Source organism: Caulobacter sp. 602-2 (assembly GCF_011043625.1).
Lineage (GTDB): Bacteria > Pseudomonadota > Alphaproteobacteria > Caulobacterales > Caulobacteraceae > Caulobacter.
Genome location: NZ_JAAKGT010000002.1, coordinates 169,024 through 185,217, shown reverse-complemented (window position 1 = coordinate 185,217; position 16,194 = coordinate 169,024). Strand labels below are relative to the sequence as shown.

7 protein-coding genes and 1 pseudogene are annotated in these 16,194 nt (G+C 69.7%); 2 read left to right on the top strand and 6 right to left on the bottom strand.

Going from position 1 to position 16,194, the window contains the following annotated elements:
• Positions 1–43: 43 nt before the first annotated feature.
• The 3 genes from G5B46_RS05325 to G5B46_RS05315 are packed head-to-tail and all read right to left on the bottom strand — an operon-like array spanning position 44 to position 5,783.
• On the bottom strand, positions 44–3,163 hold the full coding sequence (locus G5B46_RS05325) for an efflux RND transporter permease subunit (RefSeq protein WP_165256811.1): 3,120 nt from the start codon (positions 3,161–3,163) through the stop codon (positions 44–46).
• Positions 3,163–4,227 carry an efflux RND transporter periplasmic adaptor subunit gene (locus G5B46_RS05320; RefSeq protein WP_240903350.1) on the bottom strand — a complete coding sequence of 355 codons (1,065 nt, stop codon included), beginning with the start codon at positions 4,225–4,227 and terminating at the stop codon, positions 3,163–3,165. Before G5B46_RS05320 ends, G5B46_RS05325 begins: the two co-directional genes overlap by 1 nt.
• Positions 4,228–4,238: 11 nt before the next feature.
• Complete coding sequence (locus tag G5B46_RS05315; protein ID WP_165256809.1) at positions 4,239–5,783, bottom strand: TolC family protein; 1,545 nt, start codon at positions 5,781–5,783, stop codon at positions 4,239–4,241.
• A 244-nt stretch (positions 5,784–6,027) separates the two neighbouring features.
• Here G5B46_RS05315 and G5B46_RS05310 point away from each other — a divergent pair.
• Positions 6,028–9,336 (top strand): annotated as a pseudogene (locus tag G5B46_RS05310) (TonB-dependent receptor).
• Between the two features lie 286 nt (positions 9,337–9,622).
• Here the strand turns inward: G5B46_RS05310 and G5B46_RS05305 are convergent.
• The 3 genes from G5B46_RS05305 to G5B46_RS05295 all read right to left on the bottom strand — a co-directional run bounded on the left by G5B46_RS05305 (position 9,623) and on the right by G5B46_RS05295 (position 14,696).
• On the bottom strand, positions 9,623–10,603 hold the full coding sequence (locus tag G5B46_RS05305) for a DegT/DnrJ/EryC1/StrS family aminotransferase (RefSeq protein ID WP_165256807.1): 981 nt from the start codon (positions 10,601–10,603) through the stop codon (positions 9,623–9,625).
• Between the two features lie 315 nt (positions 10,604–10,918).
• On the bottom strand, positions 10,919–12,469 hold the full coding sequence (locus tag G5B46_RS05300) for a class I adenylate-forming enzyme family protein (RefSeq protein WP_165256806.1): 1,551 nt from the start codon (positions 12,467–12,469) through the stop codon (positions 10,919–10,921).
• Positions 12,470–12,617: 148 nt separating this feature from the next.
• Complete coding sequence (locus G5B46_RS05295) at positions 12,618–14,696, bottom strand: 3-hydroxyacyl-CoA dehydrogenase NAD-binding domain-containing protein (RefSeq protein WP_165256805.1); 2,079 nt, start codon at positions 14,694–14,696, stop codon at positions 12,618–12,620.
• Positions 14,697–15,155: 459 nt separating this feature from the next.
• Between G5B46_RS05295 and G5B46_RS05290 the strand changes: the two genes are divergently transcribed.
• On the top strand, positions 15,156–16,175 hold the full coding sequence (locus G5B46_RS05290) for an adenosine deaminase (RefSeq protein ID WP_165256803.1): 1,020 nt from the start codon (positions 15,156–15,158) through the stop codon (positions 16,173–16,175).
• The last annotated feature ends 19 nt before the right edge of the window (positions 16,176–16,194 follow it).

Below are 16,194 nucleotides of genomic sequence, written 5' to 3'. Positions count from 1 at the left end.
GTGGCCCAGAGGGCCGGAGGGGGTCTTCTCCGGCCCTCTTCGATTACAGCCGATCGACCGGCGAGGCCGCAGCCCCCGGGGCTTCGCGCGGGGTGGTCAGGCGCGAGAGCTTGGGGGTGATCCAGCGCTCGAAGTCGTCGATGACCTCGTAGACCACCGGCACCAGCACCAGCGACAGGATGGTCGAGGTGATCAGGCCGCCGATCACGGCCACGGCCATGGGCTGGCGGAACTCCGAGCCTTGGCCAAGGCCCAGGGCGGTGGGCAGCATGCCGGCCATCATGGCCAGGGTGGTCATGACGATCGGGCGGGCGCGTTCGTGGCAGGCGTCGATCAGGGCCTCGCGCTGGGTCATGCCGGCGCGCTCCTGCTCGATGGCGTACTCGACCAGGAGGATCGAGTTCTTGGCCGCCAGGCCCATCAGCATCAGGAAGCCGATAAGCGACGGCATCGACAGCGGCTGGCCGCAGACCACCAGCGCCACCAGGGCGCCGCTGATCGCCAGCGGCAGGGCCGAGATGATGGTGATCGGCTTGAAGAAGCTGCGGAACAGCAGGACGAGCACGCCGAACACCAGGCCGATCGCCGACAGGATGGCGACGGCGAATCCGCTGAACAGCTCGGTGAACGCCTCCTGGTCGCCGGCCGAGGCCGGGGTGACGCCGGCGGGCATCTTCTTCATCGACGGCAGTTCGTTGATCTCGGCCAGGGCCTGACCCAGCTGGGCGCCGCCGTTGAGGTCGCCCTCGATGGTCAGCTGCCGCTTGCGGCCGAAGCGGTCGATCTTGGCCGGACCGGCCTGGAAGTCGATGTCGGCGACGCTGTCGAGGCGGGTGACGCCGCCGCTGGCGGTGGGCACCTGCAGGGCGCCGATCGCCGCCAGGTCCGAGCGCGCGCCGTCGGGCAGGCGGATGCGGATCGGGATGCGGCGCTCGCCCTGGGTCATCTTGGCGACGTTGGCGTCGATGTCGCCCACCGTGGCCACGCGGGCGATGGCGGCGATGTCGGCGACGCTGACGCCCAGGCGGGCGGCCTCGTCGGCGCGCGGCCGGATGACGATCTCCGGGCCGCTGGGCGGCGAGGAGGGACGCGGGTCGGCCACGGTCTTCAGCGAACGCATCTCGCGCTCGATCTGCAGCGCGGCCTTGTCCAGGGCCTCGCCGTCCTCGGAGGTGAGGATGTTCTGGATGTCGGCCGAGCCCCAGTCGCTCTGCAGGTTGACGCGGGCGTCGGGGATGTCGCGCAGGCCGGCGCGGATCTCCTGCTTGATCTCGGTGACGGTCAGCTTGCGGTCGCCCTTGAGGACCACGGTGACGGTGCCGTCGCGGACGTCGGCGCCGCTCTGGCCGCCGAAGCCGCTGGCGATGTTGGAGCCGACCTGGACGAAGACGTGCTCGGTCTCGGGGCGGGCCTTGAACATCTTGGTCACGGCCTGGACGGTGCGGTCCATGTCGGTGACGGTCGCGCCGGGCGGGCCTTGCAGCTTGATGTAGTAGTAGTTGGCGTTGCCGGGCGGCTGGAAGCCGACCGCCAGCACGCCGATCGAGGCCAGGAAGCCGGCACCGACCAGCGAGCCGACGGTCAGGGCGCCGCCGAGGATGAAGCTGATGATCCGGTGGTCCAGCGCCCAGTCGAGGCTCTTGCGGTAGAAGCCCTCGAACGGCTTGCGCGGGTGCGGGTCCTTCGACGGCTTGAGGAAGTAGGCGGCCAGCAGCGGCGTCAGCAGGCGAGCCACGACCAGCGAGAACAGCACCGAGACCGCGACGGTCAGGCCGAATTCCTTGAAGAACTGGCCGGGGATGCCGGGCATGTACGACACCGGCACGAACACCGCGACGATGGTGAAGGTGGTGGCCACGACCGCCAGGCCGATGGCGTCGGCGCCTTCCATGGCCGCCTGGTAGGGCCTCTCGCCCTTGGAGACCCGTTTCTCGATATTCTCGATCTCGACGATGGCGTCGTCGACCAGGATGCCGATGACCAGGGTCAGGGCCAGCAGGGTGACGACGTTCAGCGAGAAGCCGACCATGGCCATGAAGGCGAAGGTCGGGATCAGCGACACCGGCATGGCGATGGCGGTGATCAGGGTGGCGCGCCATTCGCGCAGGAACAGGAACACCACCAGCGAGGCCAGCAGCATGCCTTCCAGCAGGGTGTGCTCGGTGGCCTTGAAGCTGGCGCGGGTCTCGTCGACCGTCGAGTAGATCTTGGTGAAGGCGACGCCGGCGCTCTTCTGCTCAAGGGCCAGCACGGCCGCCTTCACGCGGTCCTCGACCTGCACGTCGCTGGACTCGCGGGTCTTCATCACCTGGAAGGCCACGACCGGCTTGCCGTCGAGGCGGGCGAAGCCGCGCTCCTCGCCGGCGCCCTGGCCGACATCGGCCACGTCGGTCAGCTTCACGTAGCGCGAGCCGACCGGGATGGTGATCTGCTTGAGCTGGTCCAGCGTGTTGGCCGCGCCCAGCACCCGCAGGGTCTGCTCGCGGCCGCCGACCGTGGCCCGGCCGCCGGGCGCGTCGAGGCTGAAATTGGCCAGGGCCTGGTTCAGCTGCGGCGCCGTCACCCCGAAGGCGGCCATGCGGGCCGGGTCGATGATGACGTTGATCTCGCGCTCGGCGCCGCCGACGCGGGCCACCTGGGCCACGCCCTTTTCGCCCTGCAGGGCGCGGGTGACGGTGTCGTCGACGAACCAGGACAGTTCGGCCGTGCTCATCGCCGGGGCCGAGACGGCGTAGGTGATGATCGGGGCGCTGTCGATCTCGAGCCGCTGGACAATCGGCTCGTCGATCTCCTTGGGCAGGCTGGCGCGGGCCTGGTCGACCTTGGAGCGCACCTCGTCGGTGACCTTCTGCAGGTCTTCGCCGAGCTCGAATTCGATGGTGGTGGTCGAGGCGCCCTGGGTGACGGACGAGCGGATGGTCTTGATGTTGGAGATGCCCGAGACCGCGTCCTCGATGGGGCGGGTGACCTGGGTCTCAAGCTCGCCGGGCGCCGCGCCGCTCTGGGTGACCGAGACGGTCACGGCCGGAAAGGTGACGTTCGGGAACTGCTTGACCGGCAGCGACAGGTAGGCCCCGACGCCGGCGATGATCAGGGCGATGAACAGGACCGCGACCGGGATCGGGTTCCTGATCGACCAGGCTGAGATGCGAAGCTCGGACATCAGTTGGCGGCCTTCTGGGCGGCCTGGACGGGCTGGGGCTTCACCAGGTCGCCGTCGCCGGCGAAGGCGGCCGAGCCGATGATCACGCGCGTGCCGGGGGCGGGGCCCTGCACCAGTTCGACCCAGCCGCCGCCGCGGCGGCCGGTGCGCACGGGAACCTGCTTGGCGCGGTTGTTCGCATCGACGGTGACCACAGACAGGCCCGAGGCGTCGTAGCGGATCGCGCTTTCCGGCACGGCGGTGACCGCCTGGCCCGAGGCGCCGAAGGTCGCCTTGCCGAAGCCGCCGGCCCGCAGGTCCTCGCGCACCGGCAGGCGGATGCGGACCTTGCCAAGGCGGGTGTCGGCGTTGACGCGCGGGCTGACCAGGCGGATGGCGCCGGAGACCTGCTGGCCGCCGGGCAGGGTGACGGTGGCCGGCTGGCCCACCGACAGACCGGCCAGGTCCTGCTCGTTGACGTCGGCTTCCAGCTCGACGAGGCCGTCGCGGACGATGCGGAACCACGGCGTCGTGCCGCCGCCGGAGATCTCGCCCGGCTTGACGCCGCGCTCGATTACCCGGCCGCCGACCGGGGCGACGATGGTCATGCGGCTCTGGCGGGTCTTCAGCTCGTTCAGCGAGGCGGCCTGGGCCTTGGCGGTGTAGCGGCGGCTCTCGATCTGTTCCTGGCTGAGCACGCCCTGGCCGTCGAGGCCGGAGACGCGGGCGGCCTCGGCCTGGGCCTGGGCGGCGACGGCGGCCTGCTGGTCGATCTGGGCGCGCAGCAGGGTGGCGTCCAGCTGCACCAGCGGCTGGCCGGCGCGGACGTAGTCGCCCTCGTCGGCGTAGATGCGGGCGACGCGATAGCCCGACAGTTCCGAGCCGACCACGGCCTCGTCACGGGCCAGCAGCACGCCGGAGGCCTCGATGCCGCCGCCCAGCGGGCGGGTCTCGATCTGGCCGACGCTGACGGCGCGGGCCTGGCTGGCGGGGGCGGCCTTTTCCTTTTCCTTGCCGCCGCAGGCGGTCAGGGCCAGGGCGGACGCGGTCAGCAGGGCGAGCGCGCGGGCGGAAGTCATCGTCATGGCTTGGGTTCTCATCGCGAGGCGCGTTCGGAAGCGGTTTCGGCGGGCTGGCTGGCGGCCCGTGGAGGCAGGGGCGCGGGCGTGTCCGGAGACCAGCCGCCGCCCAGCGCCTTGTAGGTCTGCACCGCACGCAGCAGGGCCTGGGTCTGGGCGCTGGTCAGGGCGGTGCGGGCGGTGCGCCAGCTCTGCTCGTTCTGCAGGTTGGTGGTCTGGTCGGTGAGGCCGGCGGCATAGCCCTTGCGGCTGGCGGCGTAGGCGTTGGCCGCGCGGGCCTCGCCGGCCTTCAGCAGAGTGACGCGGCGCTGGTCGGACGCCAGCTGGGCCATGGCGTTCTCGACCTCGCCATAGGCGGTCTGCACCGACTTCTCGTAGGCGACGGCGGCCTGTTCGGTGCGGGCGTCCTGGGCGTCGATCTCGGCCAGCAACTGGGGAATGTTGAGCAGCGGGATCGAGACGTTGCCGCCCAGCGTCCAGGTTCCGGTGGTGGTCGAGACCGTGCCGCCCCCGGCGCCGCCCTGGCCGAAGTTGAAGGCGGGCGAGACGCTCTTGGCCCAGCCGACGCCGGGCGTCAGGGTGAAGGTCGGGAACAGGGCCTTCTGGTTGACCTTGAGGTTGCCGGCCGCCGAGGCGAGGCGCGCCTGGGCCTCGCGCACGTCGGGACGGCGGGCCAGTAGTTCGCCGGGCACGGCCGCGGGGATCGCCGGCGGCTGCGCCAGGGCGGCGTCGACGGTGAGGCTGGCCAGCGGGTCGATCCCGCGCCCGACCAGGATCAGCAGGCTGCGGCGGGCGGCCTGCAGCTGGCCTTCCAGGTCGGCCGCCTGCGCTTCCGACTGGGCGAGGGTGGCGGCGGCGCTGTCGGCCTCCGACCCGGCCGACAGGCCGCGGCGGGCCTTCTCGGCGGCGAGGTCGAGCAGGCCCTGGCTGATGCGGGCGCTCTGGCGGGCGTCTTCCAGCTGCACGGCCAGGCCCTTGGCCTCGAAATACGACTGGGCGACGTTGGCGGCCAGCGCGGCGCGGGCGCCCTCATAGGCGAAGCGGGCGGCGGCCAGGTCGTTGTTCACGACCTGCAGGCCGGCCTTGCGGCGGCCCAGATAGTCGAGCTCCCACGAGACGTCGAAGCCGGCGCTGTAGTTGTCGGTGTCGCCGCCCAGCGTGAAGCCCTGGCCGCTCTGGTCGAGGATGTCGGTGTGCTGGCGGCTGGCCGCGCCCTTGATCTGGCCCGACGGGATGAACAGCTGGCGGATCTGGCCCTTGCGGACGGCTCGGGCCTCTTCCAGCACGGCCGCGGCGCTGCGGGCGTCGGGGCTCTTTTCCAGCGCCGTGGCGATCAGGCCGTTCAGCTGCGGATCGTTGAACTGCGTCCACCACTGGTCGAGGGCGGCGGTGGGCAGGGACGCTCCGGCCGGGGCCTCGAAGGCGGCGGGCAGGCGGGTGTCGGGCGTGCGGGGCGCGGTGGCGTTGCAGCCGACCAGGGCCAGGGCGGCCAGGCCCGCGCCGCCGAGCGCGATCAGGCGCGCGGCCGGGCGTCGGCGATCGGCGGTCGCGTCGAAACTCATCAAGAACCTACCCCACTTCCGGACGACCGCCCCATAACGGACGAACTGGACCGTCGTTCGCTCAATTAGGGCGACTACCCACAAGAAAAAAGCCCGTCTCGCCAAGACGTAAGCGGATTCTCCCATGGTTGCGGTCACTACGTAGGACGGCCGCCTCTTTGCTCGCACGGCGACCACCCAAATCTGTCAGCAGCCTGGCAGCCGGACGCGACGGTTTTTCGATCCTGGTCGAAGGGCGCTTTCATTGCCACGCCGTTACGGGCGGTTGACGTTTTCGAAAAACATACTCAATCATCGAAACATTCGTTCGACTCTTGCCGGCGAGGCGGCTCGCCCAGAGGTCGAGCAGTTGAAAAGCTTTGCGTACAAAGTATCCGGCGAGAGGGGGATCCCAAGGTTGTCGGCATTCATGTTCGCATCTTCCAAATTCGAAAAGCGTGACCATGGCGCGGCGGGCGGCCGTGCGTCGTCGTCGCGCGCGGAGGATTTCGCCGAGACCTGAGAGAGATCCGTCCTCGCCCAAGCGCTCCGAAAAAGAAGAGACAGACCGGGAGAGGGAAGAATGACCAGGAAGACCTATCTGCGCGCGGGCTCGGCCTGCGCGCTGGCGGCGGCGCTCGCCGCGACGGCGGGGGCGGCCAGCGCTCAGGACAGCACGCAGGTCGAGGAGGTGGTGGTCACCGGCTCCTTCATCCGCGGCACGCCCGAGGACGCGGCCCTGCCGGTCGACGTGATCGGGGCCGAGGAACTGCAGAAGCGCGGCTCGCCCTCGACGGTGGAGCTGATCAAGTCGCTGTCGGTGTCGAGCGGGGTGCTGGGCGACACCAACCAGTTCGACAGCCGTGCCCAGGGCTCGGAGGGCTCGGGCTCGGTGAACCTGCGGGGGCTGGGTTCGCAGCGCACCCTGGTGCTGCTGAACGGCCGGCGGCTGGCGATCAACCCGCTGGCCTCAGCCGGGGCCGGCATCGTCGACACCAACATCATTCCCGCGGCCGCCATCGGCCGGCTGGAGGTGCTGAAGGACGGGGCCGCGGCGACCTACGGCTCGGACGCCATCGCCGGCGTGGTCAACTTCATCACCAAGAAGAACGTCGACGGGCTGGAGGTCGGGGCCGACTACCGCGCCATCGACGGCTCGGACGGCGACTACGGCCTGAACCTGACCTACGGCAAGCGGTGGGATCATGGCGATATGCTGGTCAGCGTGGGCTGGCAGCATCGCTCCAAACTCAGCGTCGCCGAACGCGACTGGGCCAACCAGCCCTACCTGTCCAATCCCGAGGCGGGGTGGTCGGCGGCGGGCAGCCCGTCGAGCTTCATCCCGGTGGCCAGCACCACCAGCGGCATGCGGGACCCGGCGTGCGCGGGGCTGGGCGGCTATCCCGGCTTTAGCGGCCTGACGCCGGTCTGCTACTGGCACTACACGCCGTTCGACAACCTGGTGGAAAAGTCCAACGCCGTGCAGGTCTACGGCGAGATCAACGCTCAACTGAACGAGACCACCAAGTTCCACGTCGAGGCGCTGTACGCCCACACCGACGTGCCCGACTGGAACACCTCGCCGTCCTATGCGGCGCTGGCCGTGCCGACCGCCGAGGTGGCGCCGATCCCGCAGCTGGCCGGGCGCTATTTCGTGCCGGCGACCAATCCGGGCCTGGCCGCCTTCATCGCCGGCAATCCGACGGTGGTGCTGACCAACCTGGGCACCGGGGCCCAGACCACCGTGCCCGGCGCGATCTTCGCCGGCGGCGCGCTGAACGTCGCCAACCGGCCGTTCGGGATCGGCGGCAACCCGGCCTTCGGCTACGGCCCGTCGATCGGCTCGCGCTCGTTCGACGCCTACCGCGTCTCGGCCGACCTGAAGGGCGAGTTCGGCAACGGGATCGGCTGGGAGGCGGCGGTGACCTACTCGCAGGAGGTGGGCATCCGCACGGGCTACGACACGCTGGTCAACCGCTACGCCCTGGCGCTGCGCGGACTGGGCGGGCCCAACTGCGACACCAATCCCTCGACCCCCGGCATCCAGGGCACGCCCGGCGTCGGCGGCTGCCTGTACTTCAACCCGTTCGCCAGCGCCCTGCCCAGCAACGCCATCACCGGCGTGGCCAATCCCGGCTACGTCTCCACCCTGGCCAACAGCAAGGAGCTGACCGACTGGTTCTTCCAGAAGCTGTCGACCAAGCAGACCTCGCGGCTGTTCGTGGCCGAGGCGGTGCTGAACGGCAAGACGGCCATCACCCTGCCGGGCGGCGACATCGCCTGGGCGGCCGGGGTGCAGTACCGCCGCAGCTATTTCACCGCGACCTACAACGACATCTCCAACGCCCTGATCAATCCGTGCGTCAACACGCCCGACTTCGGGGTGACCACCTGCACCGGCTCGGCGCGGAACGGGCCGTTCATGTTCCTGGGCGTGGGCACGCCGTCCGACAATCAGAGCGACGTCGTGGCCGGCTTCGGCGAGCTCAGCCTGCCGATCACCGAAACGGTGCAGGCCCAGCTGGCGGCGCGCTACGAGGACTATGGCGGGGCGGTGGGCTCGACCTTCAATCCCAAGGCCTCGGTCCGCTGGCAGGCCCTGCCGTGGATGGCGGTGCGGGCCTCGGCGGGCTCGACCTTCCGCGGGCCGCCCGATCCCCTGACCACCACGACCTCGGTGACCTCGCTGCAGGGCATTCTGGGCGTCTTCCGGGCGGTCGACATCTTCGGCAATCCGAACCTGAAGCCCGAGAAGGCCAACACCTACAACGTGGGCCTGCTGTTCAAGGCCGGCGCCTTCAAGGCCAGCGTCGACTACTTCCGGTTCGACTTCAAAAACCCGATCGTGGCCGAGCCGGTGGCCGGCATCACCAACGCGATCTATCCGAACGGGGTGGCCGGGGCCAACAACTGCGCCGACCCGGCCTATGCCGCGCTGGTGGCGCGCTTCACCTTCAACGGCGCCTGCGGCTCGCCGGCCAACATCGCGCGGCTGAAGACCTTCTACATCAACGGCGCGCCGGTGGAGAACTCGGGCTTCGACTTCTCGGCCGACTACACCTTCACCGGCGTGCTGGGCGGAGACCTGGCCGTCGGCGGCACGGCCACCTGGGTGCAGAAGTACGAGGTCGGCGCGACCACGGTCGAGGGCGTCGTGGTCGAGAAGGCCTTCGACGCGGTGGGCCTGCTGAACTACCAGACCACCGTCGTGCCGATCCCGGAATGGAAGGGCGACATGTTCGCCGAGTGGAGCCGGGGCGTCCACAATCTGCGCCTGACCGTGCACTACATCGGCAAGTACGACGACCAGCGCACCGCGCCGTTCGCGACCGGGGCCTACAAGGACACCACGGGCGCGGCCGTGACGGTGTCGAAGGGCAAGACCATCGACGCCCAGGTGCTGACCGACCTGGCCTATCGCATCCAGCTGCCGCGCGAGACGACGGCGACGGTGGCGATCACCAACCTGTTCGACCAGGACCCGTCCTACGCCCGGCTCGACCTGGGCTACGACCCGTTCACCGGCGACCCGCTGGGCCGGACCTACAAGTTCAGCCTGCGCAAGAAGTTCTAGGGATCCCCGCCTCGGGGAACTGGCGGCCGGCCATCCTCCTGCCGGTCGTTCTGGGCCGGAGCCCGCTTGGCCGCCCTCCGCGCCAGGCAGGCTTCGGCCTTTCTGTTGGCGGCTCTTCGTGACCCGAAATTCTTCGTCATCCCGGCCGCAGCGTAGCGGAGAGCCGGGACCCAGGGGCCGGTGCATTGCGGTCGCCCCTGGGTCCCGGGTCTACAGTTCGCTCCGCGAACTTCCGCCCGGGATGACGAGATGAGATGAGCGATTGGGAGTGGGGGCTTCGGCCGGCTCAGATCTGGGCCACGGCCCGGCGCACGGCTTCGGCCAGGTCGTCGAGGTCGGCGATGTCGAGGTCGGCGGCGAAGGGCAGGCCCAGCATCTTGCCGGCCAGGTGGTCGACGACCGGCACGACGTCGGCCTGAACGTCGGGATCGCGCACGCCGACGCAGGTGACGAAGCGGCCCTCGACGGCCAGCAGGGCGGCGACGGCCGGGGCGCCGCCTTCGGCGACGCTGACCACGCAGGCGCTGGACACCCACGACAGGCCCCAGCCGGGCTGGAAGGCGACGGGCGAGCCCAGCAGCAGCATGCGCAGGCGCTGAGCGTTGGTGGCCAGCTGCTGGCGCTTGAGGGTCCAGCCGTCGAGGCCGTCGTCGCCCTCGAAGGCGGGGGCCGAGAGGCGGCCGATCAGCTCGGCGTCCTCGGCGGCGACGAACACGCCGCTTCCACCCGGCAGGCCGACGACCACGGGAACCGGGGCGTCCATGATCACGTCGAAGCCGAAGGCGGCGTCGACCACGATCGGCAGGCCGGTCTCGGCCTGGAAGGCGGCCAGGGCCAGCAGGTCGGGGGCGCGACCGAAGGCGCAGGTGGTGACGATGGCCTCCAGCGGGCAGGGCGCCTCGGCCAGGCGCTCGCGCAGGTGGGCGGTGTCGACCATCCAAGTGAAGGGATCGACGTCGACCAGCCACGGCGTCAGGCCGGCGGCGGCGACGCCTTCCAGGGTCTCGCGGCCGGCCAGGGCCGAGACGATGCAGACGCCGCCGGGGCGCGCGCCCTGGGCGGCCAGGAGATCGGCGGTGGCGGCGGCGCGGTCGGCGCAGGCGCGCACAGCGGTGGTGCGGGAGAAGCGCTGGGCCAGGCGGCCGTTCAGGTCGTCGCAGGCCGGGCCGCCGAAGGCTTTGGCCAGGGCGTCGAAGTCGAGCGGCGCCGCAGAGGCGGGAGCGGACTTCGGCTGCGACGCCAGGACGGCGGCTGAAAGGCTGGACATGCGAGACGCTTCCGCAACGAACCGGCGCCGACAACCCCGACAGCGCCTTTATGGTTAATCGAACGTATCGAGTGACTCGGCCTGTCCAGATGCGGCGCGCCGTCGCGGCGGAGATTGCGGTTTTTCCGGGATTTGCGGGGGATCGTCTCCCAATCCGCCCGTCATTCCCGCCCTTGTGGCGGGAAGCCCTGGTTCCGTTCGCACGGGCAATGCAAGCGGACCGCTGGCGGTCCGCCCCTCCTGCTCTTGCGGCTGACAGAGGGTTTCCCGCCACAAGGGCGGGAATGACGGGAAGAAAGGGGCGAGAGGGCGCGCTTACCCCTTCGCCGTCCACCCGTCCCGCAGGTCGCGCTTGAGCACCTTGCCGATGTGGCTGCGGGGCAGGGCGTCGACGAGGACGAGGTCGGAAAGGCGCTGGGTCTTGCCCAGGCGTTCGTTGGCGAAGGCGCGGACGGTCTCGGCGCTGGCCGCGGCGCCGGGCTTGAGGGCGACGAAGGCGACCGGGGTCTCGCCCCAGTCCTGCGACGGAACGCCGACCACGGCGGCCTCAAGCACGTCGGGGTGGGCGGCGACCACGGCCTCCAGGTCGCTGGGATAGATGTTGAAGCCGCCGCTGATGATCATGTCCTTCTTGCGGTCCATCAGCGTCAGGAAGCCCTCGGCGTCGAAGCGGCCGACATCGCCGGTGCGCACGAAGCGGCGGCCGTCGGGGCTGGTCCAGATGGCGTCGGCCGTCTTGCCCGGCTGGCCGTGGTAGCCGCTCATGGTGGCGGGCGAGCAGCCGACGATCTCGCCGATCTCGCCGGTCGGGACCTCGACGCCGTCCTCGTCGATCAGGCGGATGTCGTGGCCGGGGGCGGGCTGGCCCACCGTATGCAGCTTGTCGGGGTGTTCGTGGGCCATGAGGATGCAGGTGCCGCCGCCCTCGGTCATGCCGAAGTACTCGACCAGACCGCCGGGCCAGCGCTTGAGGACCTCGGCCTTCAGTTCGGGCGCGAAGGGCGCGCTGGTGCAGAACTTCAGGCGGGTGGTCGACAGGTCGAAGGCGTCGAAATCGGGGTGCGCCAGTAGGCGGCGGTATTGCACCGGCACCAGCATGGCGTGGGTCATGCGGTGGTCCTGGGCCAGTTGCAGGAAGCGGCCGGCGTCGAACTTCTTCATCAGCACGACGGTTCCGCCGCCCGCCAGGGTGGGGAAGAAGCAGACCAGCGTGGTGTTGGAATAGAGCGGGGTCGACAGCAGGCTGACCGCGTCGGGCCCGTAGCCGACGGCGTCGCCGCGGAAGACGTGCTTCCAGCGCATGCCGTGCGACTGGACGATGCCCTTGGGCGCGCCGGTGGTGCCGCTGGAATAGATGATGTTGAACGGATGCTCGGGGCCGATCTCGACCGGCGCCGACCTCGCGCCTTCGGGGGCTAGCCAGGCCTCGAAAGCCTCGCCGGCGGCCGAGCCGTCCAGCGCGATGGTGCGGGCGGCGACGGGGGCGGGCTTTTGCGCTTCGGCGACGCCGGCGTCGACGAAGAACAGTTTCGCGCCGCAGTCGGCGACCATGCCGGCGATGGCCTGCGGCGTCGATGAAGGGGCCAGCGGCGCGACGGCGACGCCCGCGCGCAGGCCGCCCAGGAACACCGCGGCGTAGGGGATCGACGACAGCGCGCAGACGGCGACCGCTTCGCCTGGCGCCACGCCGTCGCGCTGCAGGGCGGCGGCGACGCGGTCGGCCAGGGCGTCGAAGGCGGCGTAGGTGACCGCTTCGCCGGTTTCCATGATCACGGCCGGGCGGTCGGGCGCCTCGGCGGCCCGCTCGCGCAGGATGTCGCCCATCACGCCGTAGTCGGCGGCGATCATGGAGGGGATGCTGGGCATGGGGACTCCTTGCACTTGGCGGGGCGGCGCAGGCCCCCTCAGTCGCTTCGCGACAGCTCCCCCAGAGGGGGAGCATCTTGCGCCTCAGATCCTCCCCATCTGGGGGAGGTGGCCCGGAGGGCCGGAGGGGGCCGTCGCGCAGCGGCGGCTACGCGTCCTTGAAACCCTTGCCTTCGGCGACCAGGCGTTCCAGCAGGGCCGAGGGCTTGAAGTCGTCGCCGTGCTTTTCTTGGAAGGCCTTCATGCCGGCCAGCACCTTGTCGAGGCCGACGAGTTCGCCCCAGAACATCGGGCCGCCGCGATAGACCGGCCAGCCGTAGCCGTTGATCCAGACGATATCGATGTCCGACGCCCGGATCGCCTTGCCCTCTTCGAGGATCTTCGCGCCCTCGTTGACCATCGGATAGAGGCAGCGCTCCAGGATCTCCTGGTCGCTGATCTGCCGGCGCTGGATCTGGCGCTTCTGGGCGAAGTCGAGGATCACCTTCTCGACCTCGGGCGAGGGCTTGGCGACGCGGTTCTCGTCGTAGTCGTAGAAGCCCTTGCCGTTCTTCTGGCCGCGGCGGTCCATCTCGCACAGCACTTCGCGCACGGTCGAGGAGCTGGTCTTGGCCGGGTCCCAGCCGATGTCGAGGCCGGCGAGATCGCTCATGGCGAACGGGCCCATCGGCAGGCCGAAATCGTAGAGCACGCGATCGACGTCCCAGGGCATGGCCCCTTCGAGGATCAGCTTCTGGGCCTCGCGCTGGCGCTGGGCCAGCATGCGGTTGCCGACGAAGCCGAAGCAGTTGCCGACCAGCACGGCGACCTTGCCGATCTTCTTGCCGATCTGCATCGAGGTGGCGATCACCGACTTGTCGGTCTTCTCGCCGCGCACGATTTCGAGCAGGCGCATGACGTTGGCCGGCGAGAAGAAGTGCAGGCCGATGACGCTTTCCGGGCGCTTGGTGACGGCGGCGATGGCGTCGATGTCGAGATAGGAGGTGTTGGAGGCCAGGATCGCGCCCGGCTTGGCGATGGCGTCCAGCTTGGTGAAGACCTCCTTCTTGATCTCCATCAGCTCGAACACGGCCTCGATGATCAGGTCGCAGTCGGCGAGGTCCTCCAGGTGCATCGAGGGCGTGAGCAGCCCCATGCGCTTTTCGACCTCGTCCTGGGTCAGGCGGCCCTTCTTGGCGGTGTTCTCGTAGTTCTTGCGGATGATCCCGACGCCGCGGTCGAGGTTCTCCTGCTTGGCCTCGATGATCGTCACCGGGATGCCGGCGTTGAGGAAGTTCATCGAGATGCCGCCGCCCATCGTGCCGGCCCCGATGACGCCGACCTTCTTGACGGGGATGACGGGGGTGTCGTCGGGCACGTCGGGGATCTTGGCGGCTTGGCGCTCTGCGAAGAACACGTGGCGCTGGGCGGCCGACTGGCTGCCGGTCATCAGTTCCATGAAGAGCCGGCGCTCTTCCTTCAGGCCTTCGTCGAAGGGCAGGTTCACCGCCGCCTCGATGCACTTGATGTTGTTCTCGGGGGCCAGGAAGCCGCGGAACTTGCGGGCGTTGGCTTTCCGGAACTCAGCGAAGATCTCGGGCATGCCGCGGGCGGCCTCGACCTTGTCCGACAGGTCGCGGACCTTCTTCAGCGGCTTGCCTTCGGCCAGCGCGACGCGGGCGAAGGCGATGGCTCCGTCGCGCAGGGCGCCTTCCTCGACCAGGCTGTCGAACAGCCCCATGGCCAGCGCCGCCTTGGCCGGCACGTGCTGGCCGCTGGTGACCATCTCCAGCGCCTTCTCGACGCCGACGATGCGCGGCAGGCGCTGGGTGCCGCCGGCGCCGGGCAGCAGGCCGATGTTCACTTCGGGCAGGCCGGCCTTCGCCGACGGAACGGCGACGCGGTAGTGCGCGACCAGGGCGACCTCCAGCCCGCCGCCCAGGGCCGTGCCGTGGATCGCGGCGACCACCGGCTTGGGCGAGTTCTCGATCGTGTTCTGCACGTCCTGCAGGGAAGGGCCGGTCATGGCCTTGCCGAACTCGCTGATGTCGGCGCCGGCGATGAAGGTCTTGCCTTCGCAGATCAGCACGATGGCCTGCACGGCCGGATCGGCGATCGCCGCCTCGAAGGCGCTCTTCAGCCCCTCGCGGACCTGGGCCGACAGGGCGTTGACCGGGGGAGAGTTCAGCGTGACGACACCGATGTCGCCTTCCACGGTCAGATCGGTGACGGCGTTGATCGCGGCCATGCGGTTCCACCCTTCTCGGTTCGTTTGAACGCTTGTTTGACTAAAGCCAGCACGATGGCGCGCGAGAGTCCAGAGGGCGCGGCCGGCGCCGCTTTTTCGGGCGCCGCAGGTTGACGTTCAAGGCGTCGTACTGGACATTCGAAGGGTTCAGTTTCGGTCGAGATGGCGCCTGCCGGCGCGGGCCGACGTGACATCGCGTCGGCGCGTAAGCCTTCGGTTCCCAAACACAATCGACCAGACTGGGGAGGGAGTTCGCACCAGGACCGGCCGTCCGCCGCCGCTTGCAGGCGTGCGGAATATTCCAAGACCGATTCCGGCGCGGGCGCGACGCGGTGCATACGACGCGTCGAAACTTAGAGGTGAAGCGCACCTCGGCGCGGGGGCCAGGCTCCCGCGCCGCCTTGTGCGGGCGCGACGTGCGGGCTTGACCCTGGCGCCTCGCGAGCCGATGGAATTGCGATGACCGACACCACGCTCGAAGCCTTCGCCCGCGGCCTGCCCAAGGCCGAACTGCACATGCACATCGAGGGCAGCCTCGAACCGGAACTGATGTTCGCCCTGGCCGAACGCAACGGGATCTCGCTGCCGTACAAGTCGGTGGAGGAGATCCGCGCGGCCTACGCCTTCTCGAACCTGCAGGACTTCCTGGACATCTACTACCAGGGTGCGGGCGTGCTGATCACGCGGGCCGACTTCAAGGACCTGGCGCTGGCCTATTTCGAGCGCCTGGCCGCCGATGGCGGTGTGCACGCCGAGATCTTCTTCGACCCGCAGACCCACACTGAGCGGGGGATCGCCTTCGAGACGGTGATCGACGGCCTGCTGGACGGCATGAAGGAAGCCGAGGAGCGCCTGGGGGTGACCTCCAAGCTGATCCTCTGCTTCCTGCGTCACCTGTCGGAAGAAAGCGCTTTCGAGACCCTTGAGCAGGCCAAGCCGCATCTGGCGAAGATCGCCGGCGTGGGCCTGGACTCTTCGGAGGTCGGCCATCCGCCGGCCAAGTTCGCCCGGGTGTTCAAGGCCGCCCGCGAGCTTGGCCTCAAGATCGTCGCCCACGCGGGCGAGGAGGGGCCGCCGGAATACGTCTGGGAAGCCATCGACCTCGTCGGCGTCGACCGCATCGACCACGGCAACCGGGCGCTGGAAGACGAGGGGCTGACCGCCCGTCTGGTGGCCGACGGCGTGACGCTGACGGTGTGCCCGCTGTCGAACCTGAAGCTCTGCGTGGTGCCCGACCTGACTGCGCACCCGATGCGCAAGATGCTGGACCTGGGCCTCAAGGCCACGGTGAACTCCGACGACCCGGCCTATTTCGGCGGCTACCTGCTCGACAATTACCTGGAGACCGCCAAGGCCGTGGACCTGACGCGCGAGGACTTGGTGGTGCTGGCCAGGAACAGCTTCGAAGGCTCGTTCCTCGACGAGGCCGAAAAGGCGCGGCGGCTGGCGCAGGTGGACGCCTACGTGGCGGGGATCTGAGCACGGCTTGTCGCCCGCC